Genomic DNA, 18,033 nt, shown 5'->3' on the forward strand with positions numbered 1-18,033 from the left:
CGCCGGCGATTGAGGGGGAAACGGAGGAAGGGCGGGGAGGGGCCGGCTCCGCGCAGCGGCACCGCACCCGCAGCCGCACCGACAACCAGCAACCGGCAACCGGCACCCTCAGCCGTCGTCAGCCGATGTCCGGCGGGTCGATCCGGACGCGGACCGCGTCGCCGGCGCCGGCCCCCCGGGCCATCCGCGCCGCCTGGGCCGACTTCAGCGCGGCGGCCAGCGCCGCCCCGCTCCCGGGCGGCACCCGGATCAGCACCCGCTCCCCCTCGGACGCCTCCCCCCGCCGCCCGGGCAACGGCACGGGTCCCAGCACCTCCGCATCCCCCGGCAGCTCCACCGCCGCCAGGAACGCCTCCAGCGCCTCCCCGCGCCCCGCGACCGCCGCCATCCGCGACACCGGCGGAAACCCCAGCTGCGCCCGCTCCGCGAGCTCCCGTACCGCGTGCCCCACGGGATCCCACCGCACCAGCGCCTGGACCGGCCGCAGCGTCGGCTCGGCGACCACCACCACCTGCCCCTCCGCCCGCACCAGCGAGGCCGCCGCGATCCAGCGCCGCAGCGCCTCCTCCCCCGCCCGCAGGTCGGGCCGGCTCAGCATCGCCCAGCCGTCCAGCAGCAGCGCCGCCGCGTACCCGGCGCCCGCCGCGACCGGTTCCGCGCCCGGGGTGGAGACCACCAGCGCCGGCCGGTCCGGGACCTCGTCCAGCACGTGGTCGCGCCCCGACGTCCGCACCGGCACGGCCGGGAAGGCCCGGCCCAGCTCCTCGGCGGTCCGCCGCGCGCCCACCACCTGGGCGCGCAGCCGGAACGCACCGCACTCCTCGCAGTGCCACGCCGGCTCACCCCGCCCGCACCACCCGCAGTGCAGCTCCCGCTCGTCGGGCGCCTCCAGCGGGCCGGCGCACACGGTGCAGCGGGCCGGGGTCCGGCAGCGCTCGCACGCCAGCCGGGGCACGTACCCGCGCCGGGGCACCTGGACCAGTACGGGCCCGCTCGCCAGGCCCTCCCGGACGGTCTCCCAGGCCAGCGTCGGCAGCCGCGCCGCGCGGGCCGCCCCGTCGCGGGCCAGCAGCTCGTCGCCGACGGTCCGGATACGGGGCGCGGCGGCGCGCACGGTGGCCCGGTCGGCGACCAGCGGCCGGGCCCAGCCCGACTCGACCAGCTGGGCGGCCTCGACGGTGCAGCTGGTCCCGCCGGCGAGGAACCCGCAGCCCTCGCTGACGGCGCGCAGCTCCAGGACCTCGCGGACGTGCGGGAACGGCGCGTGGATGTCGGCGTGGCTGGAGTCCCCGTCGTCCCAGACGGCGACCAGCCCGAGGTCCCGTACGGGCGCGAACATCGCCGCCCGGGTCCCGACCACGGCCCGCACCGAGCCCCGGTTGACCGCGAGCCACTCCCGGTAGCGCTTCTCCGGCCCCGAGTCGGCGGTGAGCAGGGCGTGCCGCCCCTCGCCCAGCAGGGCGGTGAGCGCGGCGTCGACCCGGGCGGCGGTGCGGCCGTCGGGTACGACGGCGAGGGCGCCGCGCCCGGAGGCGAGGGTGGCCGCCATGACCCGGGCCAGCTCATCGGCCCAGCCGGGGCCGGGCAGGGCCGTCCACACCGCGCGGGGCGCCCCGCCCTGGGCCAGGGCGCGCAGGAAGGCCGGACCGGCCCCGTACCGGGTCCACCCGCCCGGCTCCGGCGCGGCGGGCGGGGGCAGCGGCTCCGGGGAGGGCTTGGCCTCGGCTCGGGCGTTGCGCGGGGGCAGGGCCAGCTGGAGGACGTCGGCGAGACTGCCGGCGTACCGGTCGGCGACGGCCCGGGCGAGGGCCAGCATCCGGGGGCCGAGGACCACCTCGGGCGAGACCACCTGGGCGAGGGCGGCCAGCGCCCCCTCGTAGTCGGACTCGGCGCGCCGCTCGACGATGAACCCGTCGATGAGCCCGCCGCCCTCCCGGCGGCCGCCGTGCACCCGGTGGGCCCCGGCGCCGAACCGGACGCGGACCCGGACACCGGGCCGGGCGGTCTCGGAGAGCTCGGCGGGGACGGCGTAGTCGAAGAGCCGGTCGAGGTGGAGGACGCCCTTGTTCACCAGGACGCGGGCCACCGGCAGCTCCTCGGCGAGGGCGGCCCCGCGCCAGGTGCGCGGCTTGGCCTTGGGCGCCTTGGCCTTCGCCTCGGCGACCATCTCTCGGATGAGCGCGAGCTGCTCCGGCGGTCCGCCGGGGCCGTCTGCGTCGGATCCGTTCTCGCTGCTCACAGCAGCATTCTTACCAAAGCCCACCGACAACCGGGGCCCCCGGATCCCGGCCGGACCGCCCCCGCTACGCGATACCGCCCCGGACCTGTGGGTCCGGGGCGGTATCGGGGCCGCGCACGGGTGCGCGGGCGGGGTGCTACAGGCCGGCGGCGGCGCGGAGGGCGTCGACGCGGTCGGTGCGCTCCCAGGTGAAGTCGGGGAGCTCGCGGCCGAAGTGGCCGTACGCGGCGGTCTGCGCGTAGATCGGGCGCAGCAGGTCCAGGTCGCGGATGATGGCCGCCGGGCGGAGGTCGAAGACCTGGCCGATGGCGTCCTCGATCTTCTGGACCTCGACCTTGGCGGTGCCGAAGGTCTCCACGAACAGGCCGACGGGCTCGGCCTTGCCGATCGCGTACGCGACCTGGACCTCGCAGCGCGAGGCGAGGCCGGCGGCGACCACGTTCTTGGCGACCCAGCGCATCGCGTAGGCGGCCGAGCGGTCCACCTTCGACGGGTCCTTGCCGGAGAAGGCGCCGCCGCCGTGGCGGGCCATGCCGCCGTAGGTGTCGATGATGATCTTGCGGCCGGTCAGGCCCGCGTCACCCATCGGACCGCCGATCTCGAAGCGGCCGGTCGGGTTCACCAGGAGCCGGTAGCCCTCGGTGTCCAGCTTGATGCCGTCCTCCACGAGCTGCGCGAGCACGTGCTCGACGACGAACTCGCGGATGTCGGGCGCGAGGAGGGAGTCCAGGTCGATGTCGGCCGCGTGCTGCGTCGAGACCACGACCGTGTCCAGGCGGACGGCCTTGTCGCCGTCGTACTCGATGGTGACCTGGGTCTTGCCGTCGGGGCGCAGGTACGGGATGGTCCCGTTCTTGCGGACCTCGGACAGGCGGCGGGACAGCCGGTGCGCGATGTGGATCGGCAGCGGCATCAGCTCGGGGGTCTCGTCGCAGGCGTAGCCGAACATCAGGCCCTGGTCGCCGGCGCCCTGGCGGTCGAGCTCGTCCTCGTCGCCCTCGACGCGGGTCTCGTAGGCGGTGTCGACGCCCTGGGCGATGTCCGGGGACTGGGCGCCGATGGACACCGACACGCCGCAGGAGGCGCCGTCGAAGCCCTTCTTCGAGGAGTCGTAGCCGATCTCGAGGATCTTCTCGCGGACGAGCTGGGCGATCGGCGCGTACGCCTTCGTCGTCACCTCGCCCGCGATGTGCACCAGACCGGTGGTGATGAGGGTCTCCACGGCCACGCGCGAGGTCGGGTCCTCGGTGAGCAGGGCGTCGAGGATCGTGTCGCTGATCTGGTCAGCGATCTTGTCGGGGTGACCCTCGGTCACGGACTCCGAGGTGAACAGACGACGGGACACAATGCTCCCTGGGGTTGCAGCGGCTGCTGGCTGATCATTTGGCGGAACGATACCGGGGGCTGCGCCCGGTCACGGTCCAGATGGCAGTTTATCGGTCGCCACCGTACGCCGGACCACCCGTCTCGCCTGATGGGAGCCGTGTGACCTGCGGCACCCCATTCTGGCGTACGGATTTCCCGGCGAGAAGAGCCGATTCTCAGGCGCGTCGGAGCTCGCGCCGGGCCGCGAGACGCGGCGCGACCTGGTCCCAGATCACATCCGCCAGGACTTCCTTGGGACCATAGGGCACCTGCACCTCTGCGCCATCGGAGGCGAGGATCACAGCCTCGTTCTCCTCGGATCCGAAGGTCTTGCTCTCGCCCACCTCGTTGACGACGAGGAGGTCGCAGCCCTTGCGGCGGAGCTTGGCCCGGCCGTTGTCGAGCACGTGGTCGGTCTCGGCGGCGAATCCGACGACGATCTGGTCCTCCACGGCCCGCTCGGCGGAGACCTCGGCGAGCACGTCGGGATTGCGGACGAGCGCCACCGGATCGGGCTCGCGGCCCTCCTGCTTCTTGATCTTGCCATCGGCGTACACGGCGGGCCGGAAGTCGGCCACGGCGGCGGCCATCACCACCACGTCGGCGTCGGCGGCCGCCTTGAGCACCGCCTCGCGCAGCTGGAGGGCCGTGCCCACCCGGACCACGTCCGCCCCGGCGGGGTCGGCCAGCGCGGTGTTGGCGGCGACCAGGGTGACCCGGGCCCCGCGCGCCACGGCGGTACGGGCCAGGGCGTAGCCCTGCTTGCCGGAGGAGCGGTTGCCGAGGAAGCGGACGGGGTCCAGGGGCTCCCGGGTGCCGCCGGCGCTGATGACCACGTGCCGTCCGGCCAGGTCGGCGGCGGCCGCGCCGCCGTCACGGCCGTTCCCGCGCAGGACGGCCCGGCAGACCTCGAAGATCTCCTCCGGGTCGGGCAGCCGCCCCTTGCCGGTGTCCTTGCCGGTCAGCCGGCCGACGGCGGGCTCGATGACCACGGCGCCGCGCCGGCGCAGCGTGGCGACGTTCTCCTGGGTGGCGGGGTGCTCCCACATCTCGGTGTGCATCGCGGGGGCGAAGACCACGGGGCAGCGGGCCGTGAGCAGGGTGTTGGTGAGGAGGTCGTCGGCCAGGCCGTGGGCGGCCTTCGCCAGCAGGTCCGCGGTGGCCGGTGCGACGACGACCAGGTCGGCGCTCTGGCCGATGCGTACGTGGGGCACCTCGTCCACGCTCTCCCACACCTCGGTGGAGGCCGGGTTCCCGGAGAGCGCGGCCCAGGTGGCCTCGCCGACGAAGTTCAGGGAGGCGGCCGTGGGCACCACCCGCACCTCGTGACCGGACTCGGTCAGCCGGCGCAGCAGCTCGCACGCCTTGTAGGCGGCGATCCCGCCGCTGACCCCCAGCACGACCTTCGGCTTGTCCACTGCTTCTCCCGTGATCGGTTGTGTCCGTACCTATGACACACCACAGGCCCGGCAGCTGTGCTGCCGGGCCTGTGGTGTGCGATGTCCGTGCCTTACTGGGCCGGGGCCTCGATGGCCTCGGAGGTCAGCAGACCGGCGTTGATCTCGCGCAGGGCGATCGAGAGCGGCTTCTCGTGGACGTGGGTGTCCACCAGCGGGCCGACGTACTCCAGCAGGCCCTCACCGAGCTGCGAGTAGTACGCGTTGATCTGACGCGCACGCTTGGCCGCGTAGATCACGAGGCTGTACTTCGAGTCAGTGGCCTCGAGCAGCTCGTCGATCGGCGGGTTGATGATGCCCTCGGGCGCGGTGATGGAAGAGGACACGCTCTACCTTCCGAAGATGAAGAGAAAAAAGTCAGACGACTTCCATCAAGGCTAGCAGCTCACGTGCTACGTCCTCGACGGAGGTGTTGACCAGGGTGGTGTCGAACTCCGCCTCGGCGGCGAGTTCGACCTGGGCGGCGCCGAGGCGCCGCTCGATGACCTCGGGCGACTCGGTGCCCCGGCCGGTGAGCCGGCGGACCAGCTCCTCCCAGCTCGGCGGCGCCAGGAAGACCAGCTGGGCCTCGGGCATCGACTCGCGGACGAGCCGGGCGCCCTGGAGGTCGATCTCCAGCAGGACCGGTTCGCCGTTGTCGAGGCGTTCCAGTACCGCGCCGCGCGGTGTGCCGTAGCGGTTGCCCGCGAACTCGGCCCACTCCAGCAGCTCGCCGTTGGCGATCAGCTTGTCGAACTCGTCGTCGTTGACGAAGAAGTAGTGGACTCCGTGTCGCTCACCGGGCCGCGGCTTGCGGGTGGTGGCCGACACCGAGAGCCACACCTCGGGGTGGACCTTGCGCATATGCGCGACGACCGTGCTCTTGCCGACCCCCGAGGGGCCGGAGAGCACGGTCAGCCGCGGACGAACCTCTGCTGCCATAGAGCGATTATCCAGGTTCTCGGGACTGCCTGAGAACGCCGGGAGAACTCCGGGCGACGCCTCAGGCGCCGCTACCGCCGAACTCACGCTCCAGAGAGGCGATCTGGTTGGAGCCGAGACCTCGGACACGCCGGGACTCGGAGATGCCGAGGCGCTCCATGATCTGCTTGGCGCGGACCTTGCCGACGCCGGGCAGCGACTCGAGAAGGGCGGAGACCTTCATCTTGCCGATGACGTCGTTCTCCTGGCCCGTCTTGATGACGTCGTGGAGGGAGGCGCCGGAGTGCTTGAGTCGATTCTTCACCTCGGCCCGCTCCCGGCGAGCCGCGGCGGCCTTTTCGAGCGCTGCTGCGCGCTGTTCAGGGGTAAGGGGCGGAAGAGCCACGCCTACGTCACCTCGGATGTCGAACTGTCGGATACGGACCGGCGAGGAACCCTCGGGCACCCCACCGCGCGAGCTCCCGAACAGCGGTGGAACTGCTTCGCTGCGCGTTCACTCTGGTCGGAGACTAGCGGCCAAGGCGGCTCCAGTCAGCGAGAACGGACGAAAAGTCCTGGTCAGCCTCCACTGAACCGTACATCAAGGACAAACTACCCCGGTTTTGTCCGGGGAAAGACGTTCGATTTCCGTCAGCCCGTGCCGCGACCCCGCCGGTCAGCCCGCCACGGCCTCCCGGATATCGTCCGCGAACCGCTTCGCCGAGGAGCGCAGGGCGGCGGTGTCGGGACCGTGCCGGAGGACTCCGCGCGAGACGTTCGGGACCACGTTGCCCACGGCCGCGCCGAAGACCGCCGGGAGGTCGGCCGCCGTCGCGCCCTGGGCACCGATGCCGGGGGCCAGGAGGGGGCCGTTGATGTCCAGGTCGAAGGAGGACAGGTCGCCCAGGGTGGCGCCGACCACCGCGCCGAAGGAGCCCATCGGCTCGGCCCCGGCGTTCTCCGCCGCCAGGTGCGCCAGCATGGTCGCCCCGATCGAGCGGCCGTCCTCGCGGACCGCCCGCTGGACCTCCGCGCCCTCCGGGTTGGAGGTGAGCGCCAGGACGAACAGGCCCGCGCCGGAGGCGCGCGCCAGGTCCACGGCCGGCTTCAGCGAGCCGTAGCCCAGGTACGGGGAGACCGTCAGCGCGTCCGAGAACAGCGGGGAGGCGGGGTCCAGGAAGGCGGCGGCGTACGCGGCCATCGTGGAGCCGATGTCGCCCCGCTTGGCGTCCATGACGACCAGGGTCCCGGCCGCCCGGGCGTCCGCCACGGTCCGCTCCAGCACCGCCACGCCCCGCGAGCCGAACCGCTCGAAGAAGGCGGCCTGCGGCTTGAAGACCGCCACCGAGTCGGCGAGCGCCTCCACGACCGTACGGGAGAACCGCTCCAGGCCCGCGATGTCGTCCGCCAGGCCCCAGGACTCCAGCAGGGCGGCGTGGGGGTCGATACCGACGCACAGGGGGCCGCGCGCGTCCATGGCGGCGCGCAGACGAGCCCCGAAGGGGGTCAGGGGGGACTGAGAGGTCACTGGGCGGCCTTTCGGGTCTCGGCGCCCACGGCCTCGGCCAGGGTCGCGTACGGGCTGGCGGCCAGGCGCGCGGCGAGGCCCTTGTGGATGGCGCGGGCGTAGAAGGGACCCTCGTAGATGAAGGCGCTGTAGCCCTGGATCAGGGTGGCGCCCGCCAGGATGCGCTGCCAGGCGTCCTCGGCGTTCTCGATGCCGCCGACGCCGACCAGGGTGATCCGGTCGCCGACGCGGGCGTACAGCCGGCGCAGGACCTCCAGGGAGCGCTCCTTGACGGGGGCGCCGGACAGGCCGCCGGTCTCCTTGACCAGTTCGGGCGCCGACTTCAGGCCCAGGCCCTCGCGGGCGATGGTGGTGTTGGTGGCGATGATCCCGTCCAGGCCCAGCTCCAGGGCGAGGTCCGCGACGGCGTCCACGTCCTCGTCGGCCAGGTCCGGGGCGATCTTGACCAGCAGCGGGACGCGGCGGCCGGTGACCGCGCGGTCGGCGGCCTCCCGCACGGCGGTCAGCAGCGGGCGCAGGGACTCCGTGGCCTGGAGGTTGCGCAGGCCCGGGGTGTTCGGGGAGGAGACGTTGACCACGAGGTAGTCGGCGTGGCGGGCGAGGCGCTCGGTGGAGACCACGTAGTCGGCGGCGGCCTCGGCCTCCGGGACCGCCTTGGTCTTGCCGATGTTGACGCCGACGACGGTCTTGAAGACCGGCTCGCGGGCCGCCAGACGGGCCGCCACGGCCTCGGAGCCCTCGTTGTTGAAGCCCATGCGGTTGATCAGCGCGCGGTCGGGGACCAGGCGGAAGAGCCGCTTCTTGGGGTTGCCGGGCTGCGCCTGGCCGGTGACCGTGCCGATCTCGATGTGGTCGAAGCCGAGCATGGCCATGCCGTCGATGGCGACGGCGTTCTTGTCGAAGCCGGCGGCGAGCCCGAAGGGGCCGTGCATGCGCAGGCCCAGGGCCTCGGTGCGCAGTTCCTCGTAGCGCGGGGCCAGGGCCGCGGCGACGAAGGTACGCAGCACGGGGGTGCGGGCGGCGAGGCGGATCCAGCGGAAGGCCATGTAGTGGGCCCGCTCGGGGTCCATGCGCTGGAAGACGAGCTGGAAGAACAGTTTGTACATCGTCCGGTTTATCCCTTGCGTCCCTTGTGTGCTCGGAAGGACCTCATGAAAGGGGGGACACCGGTCGCTCTGGCCGGTGTCCCCCTTTCGTACGGGCTGCTAGTCGCGGGAGGCGTTCAGGTGCTTGGCGTGCTCCTGGAGGGAGCGCACGCCCACCTCGCCGCGGCCGAGTGCCTCGATGCCCTGGACGGCGGCGGCGAGCGCCTGGACCGTCGTCAGGCACGGGACGCTGCGCGCCACGGCCGCCGTACGGATCTCGTAGCCGTCGAGGCGGCCGCCGGTGCCGTACGGGGTGTTGACGATCAGGTCGACCTGGCCGTCGTGGATCAGCTGGACGATCGTCTTCTCGCCGTCCGGGCCCTCGCCCTCGCTGAGCTTGCGCACGACGGTGGCGTTGATGCCGTTGCGGCGCAGCACCTCCGCGGTGCCGGAGGTCGCCATCAGCTCGAAGCCGTGGGCGACCAGCTCGCGCGCCGGGAAGATCATCGAGCGCTTGTCGCGGTTGGCGACGGAGATGAAGGCGCGGCCCTTGGTCGGCAGCGGGCCGTAGGCGCCGGCCTGGGACTTGGCGTACGCCGTGCCGAAGACCGAGTCGATGCCCATGACCTCGCCGGTGGAGCGCATCTCCGGGCCGAGGACGGTGTCGACGCCGCGGCCGTGGATGTCGCGGAAGCGCGACCACGGCATGACGGCCTCCTTGACGGAGATCGGCGCGTCCAGCGGCAGGGTGCCGCCGTCGCCCTCCTTGGGCAGCATTCCCTCGGCGCGCAGCTCGGCGATGGTGGCGCCGAGCCCGATGCGGGCGGCGGCCTTCGCGAGCGGGACGGCGGTGGCCTTCGAGGTGAAGGGCACGGTCCGGGAGGCGCGGGGGTTGGCCTCCAGGACGTAGAGGATGTCACCGGCCATCGCGAACTGGATGTTGATCAGGCCGCGGACGCCGACGCCCTTGGCGATGGCCTCGGTGGAGGCGCGCAGGCGCTTGATGTCGAAGCCGCCGAGGGTGATCGGGGGCAGGGCGCAGGCCGAGTCGCCGGAGTGGATGCCGGCTTCCTCGATGTGCTCCATGACGCCGCCGAGGTAGAGCTCCTCGCCGTCGTAGAGGGCGTCCACGTCGATCTCGATGGCGTCGTCGAGGAACCGGTCGACCAGCACGGGGCGGGTCGGGGAGATCTCGGTCGACTCCGCGATGTAGGACTCCAGGCGGGTCTCGTCGTAGACGATCTCCATGCCGCGGCCGCCGAGCACGTAGGACGGGCGGACGAGGACCGGGTAGCCGATCTCGTCGGCGATCGCCTTCGCGCCCGCGAAGGTGGTGGCGGTGCCGTGCTTGGGGGCGGGCAGGCCGGCCTCGGCCAGGACCCGGCCGAAGGCGCCGCGGTCCTCGGCGGCGTGGATGGCCTCGGGGGAGGTGCCGACGACGGGGACGCCGTTGTCCTTGAGGGCCTGGGCGAGACCGAGCGGGGTCTGGCCGCCGAGCTGGACGACGACACCGGCGATGGGGCCGGCCAGCGACTCGGCGTGGACGATCTCCAGCACGTCTTCCAGCGTCAGCGGCTCGAAGTACAGGCGGTCGGAGGTGTCGTAGTCCGTGGAGACGGTCTCGGGGTTGCAGTTGACCATCACGGTCTCGTAGCCGGCCTCGCTGAGGGCGAAGGAGGCGTGGACGCAGGAGTAGTCGAACTCGATGCCCTGGCCGATGCGGTTCGGGCCGGAGCCCAGGATGATCACCGCGGGCTTGGTGCGCGGGGCGACCTCGGACTCCTCGTCGTAGGACGAGTAGAAGTACGGGGTCTTCGCGGCGAACTCGGCGGCGCAGGTGTCGACCGTCTTGTAGACCGGGCGGATGCCCAGCGCGTGGCGGACCTCGCGGACGACGTCCTCGCGCAGGCCGCGGATCTCGGCGATCTGGGTGTCGGAGAAGCCGTGGCGCTTGGCCTCGGCGAGGAGCTCGGGCTCCAGCTTCTCGACGGAGGCGAGCTCGTCGGCGATCTCCTTGATCAGGAAGAGCTGGTCGACGAACCACGGGTCGATCTTCGTGGCCTCGAACACCTCCTCCTGGGTGGCGCCGGCGCGGATGGCCTGCATGACGGTGTTGATGCGGCCGTCGGTCGGGCGGACCGCGACGCGCAGCAGCTCGTCCTTGTCGCCGGGCTCGCCGACGAAGGTGAACTGCGAGCCCTTCTTCTCCAGGGAGCGCAGGGCCTTCTGGAGGGCCTCGGTGAAGTTGCGGCCGATGGCCATGGCCTCGCCCACCGACTTCATGGTGGTGGTGAGGGTGGCGTCGGCGAGCGGGAACTTCTCGAAGGCGAAGCGCGGGGCCTTGACGACGACGTAGTCGAGGGTCGGCTCGAAGGAGGCCGGGGTCTTCTCGGTGATGTCGTTGGGGACCTCGTCCAGCGTGTAGCCGATGGCCAGCTTGGCGGCGATCTTGGCGATCGGGAAGCCGGTGGCCTTGGAGGCGAGCGCGGAGGAGCGGGAGACGCGCGGGTTCATCTCGATGACGATGACGCGGCCGTCGTCCGGGTTGATCGCGAACTGGATGTTGCAGCCGCCGGTGTCGACGCCGACCTCGCGGATGATCGCGATGCCGATGTCACGCAGCCGCTGGTACTCGCGGTCGGTGAGGGTCATGGCCGGGGCCACGGTGATGGAGTCGCCGGTGTGGACGCCCATCGGGTCGAAGTTCTCGATGGAGCAGACGACGACCACGTTGTCCTTGGTGTCGCGCATCAGCTCCAGCTCGTACTCCTTCCAGCCGAGGATGGACTCCTCCAGGAGGACCTCGGTGGTCGGGGAGAGCGTGAGGCCCTGGCCGGCGATGCGGCGCAGCTCGTCCTCGTCGTGGGCGAAGCCGGAGCCGGCGCCGCCCATGGTGAAGGAGGGGCGGACGACGACGGGGTAGCCGCCGAGGGTCTCGACGCCCTTGAGGACGTCGTCCATCGAGTGGCAGATGACCGAGCGGGCGGACTCGCCGTGGCCGATCTTGGCCTTGACGGCCTCGACGACGCCCTTGAAGAGCTCGCGGTCCTCGCCCTTGTTGATGGCCTCGACGTTGGCGCCGATGAGCTCGACGCCGTACTTCTCCAGCACACCCTGCTCGTGCATGGAGATGGCCGTGTTCAGGGCCGTCTGGCCGCCGAGGGTGGGCAGGAGGGCGTCGGGGCGCTCCTTGGCGATGATCTTCTCGACGAACTCGGGGGTGATCGGCTCGACGTACGTGGCGTCGGCGATCTCCGGGTCGGTCATGATCGTCGCCGGGTTGGAGTTCACCAGGATGACCCGCAGGCCCTCGGCCTTGAGGATGCGGCATGCCTGGGTGCCGGAGTAGTCGAACTCGGCGGCCTGGCCGATGACGATCGGGCCGGAGCCGATGACCAGGACGGACTGGATATCGGTGCGCTTAGGCACGCTCGGCCTCCATCAGGCTAACGAAGCGGTCGAAGAGGTAGGCGGCGTCGTGCGGGCCGGCTGCCGCTTCGGGGTGGTACTGGACGGAGAAGGCCGGCTGGTCGAGCAGCTGGAGGCCCTCCACGACGTTGTCGTTCAGGCAGACGTGCGAGACCTCGGCGCGGCCGAAGGGGGTCTCGGAGACCTGGTCGAGGGGCGCGTCGACGGCGAAGCCGTGGTTGTGCGCGGTGACCTCGACCTTGCCGGTGGTGCGGTCCTGGACGGGCTGGTTGATGCCGCGGTGGCCGTACTTCAGCTTGTAGGTGCCGAAGCCGAGGGCGCGGCCGAGGATCTGGTTGCCGAAGCAGATGCCGAAGAGCGGGGTCTTGCGCTCCAGGACGCCCCGCATGACGGCGACGGGGCCGTCGGCGGTGGCCGGGTCGCCCGGGCCGTTGGAGAAGAAGACGCCGTCCGGGTTGACCGCGTAGACGTCCTCGACGGTCGCGGTGGCGGGCAGGACGTGCACCTCGATGCCGCGCTGGGCCATCCGGTGCGGGGTCATGCCCTTGATGCCGAGGTCGACGGCGGCGACGGTGAAGCGCTTCTCGCCGATCGCGGGGACGACGTACGCCTCCTTGGTGGCGACCTCGGCGGAGAGGTTCGCGCCCTTCATCTGCGGAACATCCTGGACCTTCGCCAGCAGTACGGCGTCGTCCATGACCGCCGCGCCGGAGAAGATGCCCACGCGCATGGCGCCGCGCTCGCGCAGGTGGCGGGTGAGGGCGCGGGTGTCGACGCCGCTGATGCCGACGACGCCCTGCCTGACGAGCTCCTCGTCCAGCGAGCGCTGCGAGCGCCAGTTCGACGGGACGCGCGCGGGGTCGCGTACGACGTAGCCGGAGACCCAGATGCGGGAGGACTCGGGGTCCTCGTCGTTGACGCCGGTGTTGCCCACGTGCGGGGCGGTCATCACGACGACCTGCCGGTGGTAGGACGGGTCGGTGAGGGTCTCCTGGTAGCCGGTCATGCCGGTGGAGAACACGGCCTCGCCGAAGGTCTCCCCCACTGCGCCGTAGGCGCGGCCGCGGAAGATGCGGCCGTCCTCCAGGACGAGTACGGCGGGAGCTTTGGCTGCTCCCCTGGTGGAGGTCGTCATCGTTCGGCGCCTTCCGTCGTGATGGATGTGTTCATGGAGTTGATGGCCTCGACCCAGGCGGCGTGCTCGGCCGCGCGGTCGGAGCGGAATCCGGAGTCGATCAGCTTGTCGCCGTGCGCCCAGGTGACGACGAGCAGACCGCCCTCGGTGAGTACCTTGCCCGCGATTCCCTTGTCGAGGCGGGCGCCGCGCAGCTGCGGGGCTGGTACGAAGAAGTCGGTGGCACCCGGACGGACCACGTCCAGGCCCGCGTCGGTGAGCGTGAGCTCCACGCGGCTGCGCACACCCAGACCGTGGGCGACGATCCGGTCGAGCCACTGCCCGGCGGTGGTGGACCCGTGGTAGCGGCCGGTGAGGGCCAGCCGGTGCTCGGGCAGGCCGCTCGGGGCGGCGGGGAGCTCCGGCAGACCGCTCTGCAGGGCTCCGCGCCATTTCCAGCCCTGCCGCATGAGCCAGTACACGAACGCGATGAAGACGAGCAGACCGATGACCCACGCGATGCGGGCGCCCCAGTCCGTCACCTCCGCCGAGTGTCGTCCGGTGGCCTCGGCGGCCAGTTGGATCACTGCAGGTGTCACGCGAGTTTCCCGTCCACGACCGTTGCCCGGCCCCGCAGGAAGGTGTGCGTCACGCGTCCCGGCAGCTCGCGTCCCTCGTAGGGGGTGTTGCGGCTGCGGGAGGCGAAGTGTGCGGGGTCCACGACACCACGGTACGAGGTATCGACCAAGGTCAGGTTCGCGGGTTCACCTGCCGAGACGGGCCGGCCGTGCTGGTGGGACAGGCCGCCGATGCGGGCGGGGGCGAAGGACATGCGGTCGGCGACGCCGGCCCAGTCCAGCATCCCGGTCTCCACCATCGTCTGCTGGACGACGGAGAGCGCGGTCTCCAGGCCCACCATGCCCATGGCGGCGGCGGCCCACTCGCAGTCCTTGTCCTCGTGCGGGTGCGGCGCGTGGTCGGTGGCGACGATGTCGATCGTGCCGTCGGCGAGCGCCTCGCGCAGGGCCATCACGTCGCGCTCGGTGCGCAGCGGCGGGTTGACCTTGTAGACCGGGTTGTACGAGCGCACCAGCTCGTCGGTGAGGAGCAGGTGGTGCGGGGTGACCTCGGCGGTGACGTCGATGCCGCGGGACTTGGCCCAGCGGACGATCTCGACGGAGCCGGCGGTGGAGAGGTGGCAGATGTGCACGCGGGAGCCGACGTGCTCGGCGAGGAGGACGTCGCGGGCGATGACCGACTCCTCGGCGACGGCCGGCCAGCCGCCCAGGCCCAGCTCCGCGGAGACGGTGCCCTCGTTCATCTGGGCGCCCTCGGTCAGGCGGGGCTCCTGGGCGTGCTGGGCGACGACGCCGCCGAACGCCTTCACGTACTCCAGGGCGCGGCGCATGATCACGGCGTCGTCCACGCACTTGCCGTCGTCGGAGAAGACGGTGACGCGGGCGGCGGACTCGTGCATGGCGCCGAGCTCGGAGAGCTTCTTGCCCTCCAGGCCGACGGTGACGGCGCCGATGGGCTGCACGTCGCAGTAGCCGGACTCCTTGCCCAGGCGCCAGACCTGCTCGACCACGCCGGCGGTGTCGGCGACCGGGAAGGTGTTGGCCATGGCGAAGACGGCGGTGTAGCCGCCGGAGGCGGCGGCGCGGGTGCCGGTGAGGACGGTCTCGGAGTCCTCGCGGCCGGGCTCGCGCAGGTGGGTGTGGAGGTCGACCAGGCCGGGGAGGAGGACCTGCCCGGCGGCCTCGATGACGGTCGCGCCCTCGGCGGAGAGGTTCTCGCCGACCTGCGCGATGGTCTCGCCGTCGATCAGGACGTCCTGGGCCTCGCCGCCGAGGATCTGCGCACCGCGGATAAGGATCTTGCTCATGGTTACTTGGTCTCCTCGGTACGGGCGGCGGTGCTGGTGGTGACGGCGGGCTCGGAGCCTCCGAGCAGCAGGTACAGGACGGCCATGCGGATGGAGACGCCGTTGGCGACCTGCTCGACGACCGTGCAGCGGTCGGAGTCGGCGACCTCGGCGGTGATCTCCATCCCGCGGACCATGGGCCCGGGGTGCATCACGATGGCGTGCTCGGGCATCCGGGCCATCCGGCCGGCGTCCAGGCCGTAGCGGCGCGAGTACTCGCGCTCGGTGGGGAAGAAGGCCGCGTTCATCCGCTCGCGCTGCACACGCAGCATCATGACCGCGTCGGACTTCGGCAGCACCTCGTCCAGGCTGTACGAGACCTCGCAGGGCCAGCTCTCGACGCCGACGGGCACCAGGGTGGGCGGGGCCACCAGGGTGACCTCGGCGCCGAGGGTGTGCAGCAGGTCCACGTTGGAGCGGGCCACGCGGCTGTGCAGGACGTCGCCGACGATCGTGATCCGGCGGCCGTCGAGGCCCTTGCCGAGGCCGGCGTCCCGGCCGACCAGGCGGCGGCGCATGGTGAAGGCGTCGAGCAGGGCCTGGGTGGGGTGCTGGTGGGTGCCGTCGCCGGCGTTGATCACCGGGGCGTCGATCCAGCCGGAGTTGGCGAGCCGGTAGGGGGCGCCGGAGGCGTGGTGGCGGATGACGACCGCGTCCACGCCCATGGCCTCCAGGGTCTGGGCGGTGTCCTTGAGGGACTCGCCCTTGGAGACGCTGGAGCCCTTCGCCGCGAAGTTGATGACGTCGGCGGAGAGGCGCTTCTCGGCGGCTTCGAAGGAGATCCGGGTGCGGGTGGAGTCCTCGAAGAACAGGTTGCAGATCGTGCGGCCGCGCAGGGTGGGCAGCTTCTTTATCGGCCGGTCGGCGACCCGGGCCATCTCCTCGGCGGTGTCGAGGATGAGGACGGCGTCGTCGCGCGTGAGGTCGGCGGCCGAGATGAGGTGGCGCTTCATCTGGGTGCTCCGTAAGTCGGGAGGGCAGGCAGGCGGCGTTCGAGGTGGTGCGGGCAGGGCAGGCCGGGGCACGGACCCCGGCTCGGGGCCCCGTACCCGGGTGGGCTACTGCGCTGCTGCCTGGGCGGTCCGCTGGCCGAGCAGTACGGCGTCGCGGCCGTCCTCCTCCTGGAGCTGGACCTTGACGGTCTCCCGCAGCGAGGTGGGCAGGTTCTTGCCCACGTAGTCGGCGCGGATCGGAAGTTCACGGTGGCCGCGGTCGACGAGGACCGCGAGCTGGACGGCGCGGGGGCGGCCGAGGTCGCCGAGGGCGTCGAGGGCGGCGCGGATGGTGCGGCCGGAGAACAGGACGTCGTCGACGAGGACCACGAGGCGGCCGTCGATGTCGTCGCCGGGGATCTCGGTGCGGCCGATGGCGCGGGCCGGCTTCATCCGCAGGTCGTCGCGGTACATGGTGATGTCGAGGGAACCGACCGGGATCTTCGTCCCGGTGATCTCCTCCAGCTTGGCCGCCAGCCGGCGGGCGAGGAACACGCCGCGGGTGGGGATGCCGAGGAGCACCACGTCGTCGGCGCCCTTGGCGCGTTCGACGATCTCGTGGGCGATACGGGTCAGGACCCGGGCGATGTCCTGCGCCTCCAGTACGGGGCGCATCGCTTCACCGGGAGAGACCTGGGAAACCTGGCTGTCCATGAAAAGGACCTCCTTCTCCGCCTCACGGGACGGACCTTAAAGGACGTCTGATGTACGCCGTCCACGGTACCAGGGCCGGGCGCACACCCGCGCCGCGGGCCGGGCGGCCGGCCTGGGAGGAAGGCGTCGATGACCATTCGGCTTGACGCATCCACGTAACGCTGCGTAACCTCACAGTGAGTTACCAGCCGCGCGGCGGAGCCGCACGTCACAGCGTCCGGGAGCGTTATGTCCAGCGAATACGCCAAACAGCTCGGGGCCAAGCTCCGCGCCATCCGCACCCAGCAGGGCCTCTCCCTCCACGGAGTCGAGGAGAAGTCCCAGGGCCGTTGGAAGGCCGTGGTGGTCGGCTCGTACGAGCGCGGGGACCGCGCCGTGACCGTCCAGCGCCTCGCCGAGCTGGCGGACTTCTACGGGGTGCCGGTCCAGGAGCTGCTGCCCGGCACGACCCCCGGCGGGGCCGCCGAGCCGCCGCCGAAGCTGCGCCTGGACCTGGAGCGCCTGGCGGGCGTGCCCGCCGAGAAGGCCGGCCCGCTCCAGCGCTACGCGGCGACCATCCAGAGCCAGCGCGGCGACTACAACGGCAAGGTGCTGTCGATCCGCCAGGACGACCTGCGCACCCTGGCCGTGATCTACGACCAGTCGCCCTCGGTCCTGACCGAGCAGCTGATCAGCTGGGGCGTCCTGGACGCGGACGCGCGCCGCGCCGTGGCCCACGAGGACATCTAGTCCTCCGGGGCCCAGGCGCCCCACCAGCAGAAACGTACCGGCGGGTGCCGGGGCCTTCACGGGTCCCGGCACCCGCCGGTTTTTCGTGCGTCCCCCTCACGCCGGCCGCATACGGAAGGGGCATACGGAAGGGCCCGCGACACGGATGTCGCGGGCCCTTCCGTAGGTGCGCGGTGCGCGTCAGCTCTCGCCGCGGCGCAGGCTCGGCTTCAGGTCCTTGAAGCGGGCCAGCAGGCCGTTGACGAACGCCGGCGAGTCGTCCGTGGAGAACTCCTTCGCCAGTTGCACCGCCTCGTCGATCGCCACGGCGTCCGGGGTCTCGTCGACCCAGATCAGCTCGTAGGCGCCCAGCCGCACGATGTTCCGGTCGACGACCGGCATACGGTCGAGCTCCCAGTCCACGGCGTAGGTGACGATCAGGTCGTCGATGCGGTTGACCTTCTCGGCGTAGCCCTCGACGAGGTCCATCGTGAAGGCGCTGACCGGCGGCTGCCGGACATCCGCATTCGCGTGCCGGATCCAGTCCGCGAGGACCTCGCGCACGGGTACGGCGCGCTGGTCGGCCTCGAAGAGGATCTGGAAGGCGCGCTTGCGCGCGTTGCTCCGGGCAGCCACGG

16 protein-coding genes are annotated in these 18,033 nt (G+C 71.9%); 1 reads left to right on the plus strand and 15 read right to left on the minus strand.

Going from position 1 to position 18,033, the window contains the following annotated elements:
- Positions 1–118: 118 nt before the first annotated feature.
- The 14 genes from ABZ716_RS16805 to pyrR all read right to left on the minus strand — a co-directional run bounded on the left by ABZ716_RS16805 (position 119) and on the right by pyrR (position 16,687).
- Entirely contained in the window at positions 119–2,239 is a 2,121-nt protein-coding gene (locus tag ABZ716_RS16805; RefSeq protein ID WP_358959693.1) for a primosomal protein N', read from the minus strand.
- 136 nt (positions 2,240–2,375) lie between these two features.
- Positions 2,376–3,584: a methionine adenosyltransferase gene (gene metK / locus ABZ716_RS16810; RefSeq protein WP_351892709.1), complete on the minus strand. Its 1,209-nt coding sequence runs from the start codon at positions 3,582–3,584 to the stop codon at positions 2,376–2,378.
- Positions 3,585–3,780: 196 nt separating this feature from the next.
- Entirely contained in the window at positions 3,781–5,022 is a 1,242-nt protein-coding gene (gene coaBC, locus ABZ716_RS16815) for a bifunctional phosphopantothenoylcysteine decarboxylase/phosphopantothenate--cysteine ligase CoaBC (RefSeq protein WP_358959696.1), read from the minus strand.
- 92 nt (positions 5,023–5,114) lie between these two features.
- The gene (gene rpoZ, locus ABZ716_RS16820; protein WP_004948662.1) at positions 5,115–5,387 is read right to left on the minus strand and encodes a DNA-directed RNA polymerase subunit omega; all 273 of its coding nucleotides are present in this window, start codon (positions 5,385–5,387) and stop codon (positions 5,115–5,117) included.
- 31 nt (positions 5,388–5,418) lie between these two features.
- Entirely contained in the window at positions 5,419–5,982 is a 564-nt protein-coding gene (gmk, locus tag ABZ716_RS16825) for a guanylate kinase (protein WP_351892714.1), read from the minus strand.
- A gap of 61 nt (positions 5,983–6,043) precedes the next feature.
- Positions 6,044–6,367, minus strand: a complete 324-nt coding sequence (locus tag ABZ716_RS16830) for an integration host factor (RefSeq protein ID WP_030234009.1) — start codon at positions 6,365–6,367, stop codon at positions 6,044–6,046.
- Positions 6,368–6,637: 270 nt separating this feature from the next.
- Entirely contained in the window at positions 6,638–7,489 is an 852-nt protein-coding gene (pyrF, locus tag ABZ716_RS16835) for an orotidine-5'-phosphate decarboxylase (protein ID WP_358959699.1), read from the minus strand.
- Entirely contained in the window at positions 7,486–8,595 is a 1,110-nt protein-coding gene (locus tag ABZ716_RS16840) for a quinone-dependent dihydroorotate dehydrogenase (RefSeq protein ID WP_358812343.1), read from the minus strand. Before ABZ716_RS16840 ends, pyrF begins: the two co-directional genes overlap by 4 nt.
- Positions 8,596–8,694: 99 nt before the next feature.
- The gene (carB, locus tag ABZ716_RS16845) at positions 8,695–12,003 is read right to left on the minus strand and encodes a carbamoyl-phosphate synthase large subunit (protein ID WP_358812344.1); all 3,309 of its coding nucleotides are present in this window, start codon (positions 12,001–12,003) and stop codon (positions 8,695–8,697) included.
- Positions 11,996–13,138, minus strand: a complete 1,143-nt coding sequence (gene carA / locus ABZ716_RS16850) for a glutamine-hydrolyzing carbamoyl-phosphate synthase small subunit (RefSeq protein WP_358959702.1) — start codon at positions 13,136–13,138, stop codon at positions 11,996–11,998. Before carA ends, carB begins: the two co-directional genes overlap by 8 nt.
- Positions 13,135–13,716, minus strand: a complete 582-nt coding sequence (locus ABZ716_RS16855; protein WP_358959704.1) for a hypothetical protein — start codon at positions 13,714–13,716, stop codon at positions 13,135–13,137. The genes carA and ABZ716_RS16855 overlap by 4 nt, the downstream gene beginning before the upstream one ends.
- Positions 13,713–15,002, minus strand: a complete 1,290-nt coding sequence (locus ABZ716_RS16860; protein WP_351892726.1) for a dihydroorotase — start codon at positions 15,000–15,002, stop codon at positions 13,713–13,715. The genes ABZ716_RS16855 and ABZ716_RS16860 overlap by 4 nt, the downstream gene beginning before the upstream one ends.
- Positions 15,003–15,004: 2 nt before the next feature.
- The gene (locus ABZ716_RS16865) at positions 15,005–15,994 is read right to left on the minus strand and encodes an aspartate carbamoyltransferase catalytic subunit (protein WP_358812347.1); all 990 of its coding nucleotides are present in this window, start codon (positions 15,992–15,994) and stop codon (positions 15,005–15,007) included.
- Between the two features lie 105 nt (positions 15,995–16,099).
- The gene (gene pyrR / locus ABZ716_RS16870) at positions 16,100–16,687 is read right to left on the minus strand and encodes a bifunctional pyr operon transcriptional regulator/uracil phosphoribosyltransferase PyrR (RefSeq protein ID WP_351892731.1); all 588 of its coding nucleotides are present in this window, start codon (positions 16,685–16,687) and stop codon (positions 16,100–16,102) included.
- A 228-nt stretch (positions 16,688–16,915) separates the two neighbouring features.
- On the opposite strand from pyrR, the gene bldD reads away from it, so the two are divergent.
- The gene (gene bldD, locus ABZ716_RS16875; protein WP_007263032.1) at positions 16,916–17,416 is read left to right on the plus strand and encodes a transcriptional regulator BldD; all 501 of its coding nucleotides are present in this window, start codon (positions 16,916–16,918) and stop codon (positions 17,414–17,416) included.
- Positions 17,417–17,596: 180 nt separating this feature from the next.
- Here the strand turns inward: bldD and nusB are convergent, their stop codons facing one another.
- Complete coding sequence (nusB, locus tag ABZ716_RS16880) at positions 17,597–18,031, minus strand: transcription antitermination factor NusB (RefSeq protein ID WP_351885455.1); 435 nt, start codon at positions 18,029–18,031, stop codon at positions 17,597–17,599.
- Positions 18,032–18,033: the final 2 nt, after the last annotated feature.

The sequence above is a fragment of the Streptomyces sp. NPDC006687 genome (genome assembly GCF_040636215.1).
GTDB lineage: Bacteria > Actinomycetota > Actinomycetes > Streptomycetales > Streptomycetaceae > Streptomyces.

Coding starts and splice junctions, on each gene's coding strand:
- ABZ716_RS16865 (WP_358812347.1), bottom strand. CDS start 15,994: ATGAAGCGCCACCTCATCTCGGCCGCCGACCTCACGCGCGACGACGCC.
- ABZ716_RS16860 (WP_351892726.1), bottom strand. CDS start 15,002: ATGAGCAAGATCCTTATCCGCGGTGCGCAGATCCTCGGCGGCGAGGCC.
- carA (WP_358959702.1), bottom strand. CDS start 13,138: ATGACGACCTCCACCAGGGGAGCAGCCAAAGCTCCCGCCGTACTCGTC.
- ABZ716_RS16840 (WP_358812343.1), bottom strand. CDS start 8,595: ATGTACAAACTGTTCTTCCAGCTCGTCTTCCAGCGCATGGACCCCGAG.
- bldD (WP_007263032.1), top strand. CDS start 16,916: ATGTCCAGCGAATACGCCAAACAGCTCGGGGCCAAGCTCCGCGCCATC.
- pyrR (WP_351892731.1), bottom strand. CDS start 16,687: ATGGACAGCCAGGTTTCCCAGGTCTCTCCCGGTGAAGCGATGCGCCCC.
- gmk (WP_351892714.1), bottom strand. CDS start 5,982: ATGGCAGCAGAGGTTCGTCCGCGGCTGACCGTGCTCTCCGGCCCCTCG.